Source organism: Bradyrhizobium sp. (assembly GCF_036735945.1).
In the GTDB taxonomy this organism is placed as follows: domain Bacteria; phylum Pseudomonadota; class Alphaproteobacteria; order Rhizobiales; family Xanthobacteraceae; genus Bradyrhizobium.
In genome coordinates, this window is record NZ_DAINNI010000241.1 from 1 (window position 1) to 2,608 (window position 2,608).

The window sequence follows — 2,608 nt, forward strand, 5'->3', positions numbered from 1 at the left end:
GATTCTCACACTCTGAGGAGCCGCGAAGCGGCGTCTCGAAGGATGAACGGCACCAGCGGGGCCACATGGTTCGAGACGGCGCTTTGCGCCTCCTCACCATGAGGGTTAGCATTCATGGGACGGCCGTCCGCTACCCCCGCGCTCCGCGCATCTGCGCCGTCAGCCGATCCATCGCAACAGCAACGTCGCGCCATTGCGACAGCCAGCTTCGCGGAAAGCGGAACGTCAGGTCGGCGCCGTCGACGCGGCGCTCGGTCAGGCACATGCCGGGCGTCAGGCCGTCGCGCGTGCAGCGCGCGTGGAAGGTGGGCGTCGTGGCCACGAACAGATCCTCGTTGGCGTAGGGCGAGCCGTCGCGGAAGGCGCGCAGCGTCAATCCGTCATTGATCGGCGTTGCAGCCTGATCGAGATAGCGCGGATAGATCGTGCGCAGGCGCATGTCCGGCGCGAGCGCATCATGGTGGGCCGAGATCGAAACGAAGATGCGGTCGATCGGCTGCGCCTTGTCCTCGATCGTATCGGCGCTGACATGCTTTGGTGCTTCCGGTGCGTCAAGCGAGGGAAACAGGAAATTCAGATCGACCCGCTCCTGCGGGCCGGAGTGCCGCTGGATCTTGCGACGGATCGCTGATGTCGGCACGTTGAAGAGCGTGGCGCCGACGCTGACCGGCAATCGGTCCGGACCGCCGGCGGGGCGCGCAACCCAGGTCGGCCACAGCAGGTAGGCAACCAGTGCAACCGCGCCCGCAGCGATGCTCACCGCGGCCATGATCAGCATCATGTGCGAGCGGGGGTCGCTGCGGGTGTCGCGGGCGAGGTGTTGGGCCGTTGAAAGCAGGGTCATGAACGGAACATCGATCGGTCGGCGGGCGAATCACCTGGCGAATATGCCACGATGCGGCTCTTTTCCGCATGATTTCGCGGGGTTTCCAGTTCCGCGAGCCATGCGTAAACGAGGTTTCCACGCTCGCCCGTTAACCCTTCCTTAAGGATGCTGTGGCGGCCGCCGGCCAATTTTGCCAAAGCAGGGCGCGCGGTTCGTCGAGTTGTGGAAGTTGTCATGTCGCCCGAGGCGTTGAATTCCCTGTTCGCCCTTTGCATCGGTTTTGCGTTCGCGGGAGCGCTCGCCAGCGGCTATCAGGCGATGGTGGAACGGCCGGCGGGTTTCGGCCTGCTCGGAGAGGGCGTTGCGCCGAAGACGTTTGCGGCGGTGCCGTTCCTGGTCTTCGCCGCACCCTTCATCATCATGCGCAACACCCTGCGCGGCGCGAAGATCGAGCGCCGGCGCTTCGAATTCGTGATGATGGCAACCGTGCTGTCGGGTTTCTGGAGCATGATGTCGGGGACGTTCTTCCTGATGACGCTGCGCGCGGCCGGCCTGTTCGCTTGATCCAGCACCAAGGGCTGTGCCAAGGTCTCCGCCAATGGAGACCTTTTTGTTATGGCGATCTACGAACTCGACGGGCAGGGGCCTGAACTCCCCGCAAACGGGAATTATTTCATCGCAGATACCGCCCAGGTGATCGGCAAGGTGCGCCTTCTGGACCAGGCCAGCGTCTGGTTCGGTGCGGTGCTGCGCGGCGACAATGAGTGGATCGAGATCGGCGAAGGCTCCAACGTGCAGGACAATTCCACCTGCCACACCGACCGCGGCTTTCCCCTCACCATCGGCAGGAACTGCACCGTCGGCCACAACGTCATCCTGCACGGCTGCACGCTGGAAGAGGGCGCGCTGGTCGGCATGGGCTCCATCGTGATGAACGGCGCGCGGATCCGCCGCGGCAGCATTGTCGGCGCGGGATCTGTTATCACCGAGGGCAAGGAATATCCGGAATATTCGCTGATCATCGGCTCGCCCGCGCGCGTGGTCCGCACTCTAACGCCCGAGCAGGTGACGGCGATGGGCAGTGCCGCGAAGTTCTACGCGATCAACGGCCCGCGATTCAAAAACGGGCTGAAGAGGATCGGCTGAGGACCGCAGGTCTCCATCCGATATTCAGGCGCGGCTCAAGTACCTTCGCTCTCATTGGCCTCGCGGGCCCCGGCCACCTTCTCATGGCCGGCGGACCAGAGCGCATGTTGCTCGCTGCCATCCCGATAGGGATTTGCTTCAGCCGGAATGTTCTGGCGCGCAGCGCGCTGGCCCTGCTCGAAGGGGTCCGGGTCGGCGTTCATCATGGCGTCCTCGCGGTTCTCGACCTTGTCTTCTTCGGCGTCGCGTCCTTCGAAAGCCGCGCACTCTTTCTCAGTGCATCCTTCAGGTCGATGGGAATGCCGTGCTTCTTGAGAAGGTCGGCAAAGGCTTCGTCGGCCAATTCCTGGAATGTCGCCATCCGGTCTCGCGCAAGCTGGGTGAGCTTGTCGAGCGTGTCATCGTCAAAGGCGATCAATTTGCGCACGCGTGACTGTTCCGGACGTCGAGCGGATGTGAATGAAATGAACGCGGAGCGGAATTGTTCCGGCAAGACCAAGAGCGTCTGCCGCGGCTGCCGAGCCGTCAGATACAGTCGCGCAGAAGTGAGCAAAACTTCCCAGTCAAGTCGCAGAACTCGTCCTAGCCCGTCTTATTCATCAGCGGATTGTTGAGAGGCTGGCGAGCGTGGCGTAA

At 63.2% G+C, this 2,608-nt stretch carries 5 protein-coding genes; 2 read left to right on the forward strand and 3 right to left on the reverse strand.

Annotation, left to right across the window (positions count from 1 at the left end; all coding sequences use genetic code 11):
* Positions 1 to 130: 130 nt before the first annotated feature.
* A complete protein-coding gene (locus V7E26_RS29825) occupies positions 131 to 844 on the reverse strand; it encodes a hypothetical protein (protein ID WP_324422971.1) in 714 nt (237 codons plus the stop codon).
* A 216-nt stretch (positions 845 to 1,060) separates the two neighbouring features.
* Here V7E26_RS29825 and V7E26_RS29830 point away from each other — a divergent pair, with 216 nt between their 5' ends.
* Together V7E26_RS29830 and V7E26_RS29835 are read left to right on the forward strand one after the other, a co-directional pair.
* Positions 1,061 to 1,390: a DUF6949 family protein gene (locus tag V7E26_RS29830; protein ID WP_324422972.1), complete on the forward strand. Its 330-nt coding sequence runs from the start codon at positions 1,061 to 1,063 to the stop codon at positions 1,388 to 1,390.
* 51 nt (positions 1,391 to 1,441) lie between these two features.
* Entirely contained in the window at positions 1,442 to 1,972 is a 531-nt protein-coding gene (locus V7E26_RS29835; RefSeq protein ID WP_324422973.1) for a gamma carbonic anhydrase family protein, read from the forward strand.
* Positions 1,973 to 2,007: 35 nt separating this feature from the next.
* On the opposite strand, the gene V7E26_RS29840 is transcribed toward V7E26_RS29835, so the two are convergent.
* Positions 2,008 to 2,175, reverse strand: a complete 168-nt coding sequence (locus V7E26_RS29840) for a hypothetical protein (RefSeq protein ID WP_324422974.1) — start codon at positions 2,173 to 2,175, stop codon at positions 2,008 to 2,010.
* The gene (locus V7E26_RS29845; protein ID WP_324422975.1) at positions 2,175 to 2,399 is read right to left on the reverse strand and encodes a hypothetical protein; all 225 of its coding nucleotides are present in this window, start codon (positions 2,397 to 2,399) and stop codon (positions 2,175 to 2,177) included. Before V7E26_RS29845 ends, V7E26_RS29840 begins: the two co-directional genes overlap by 1 nt.
* Between the last annotated feature and the right edge of the window lie 209 nt (positions 2,400 to 2,608).

What these genes read in the sequence shown, in the direction of transcription:
- V7E26_RS29835 (WP_324422973.1), top strand. Translation starts at nt 1,442, where the DNA reads ATGGCGATCTACGAACTCGACGGGCAGGGGCCTGAACTCCCCGCAAAC.
- V7E26_RS29840 (WP_324422974.1), bottom strand. Translation starts at nt 2,175, where the DNA reads ATGAACGCCGACCCGGACCCCTTCGAGCAGGGCCAGCGCGCTGCGCGC.
- V7E26_RS29825 (WP_324422971.1), bottom strand. Translation starts at nt 844, where the DNA reads ATGACCCTGCTTTCAACGGCCCAACACCTCGCCCGCGACACCCGCAGC.
- V7E26_RS29830 (WP_324422972.1), top strand. Translation starts at nt 1,061, where the DNA reads ATGTCGCCCGAGGCGTTGAATTCCCTGTTCGCCCTTTGCATCGGTTTT.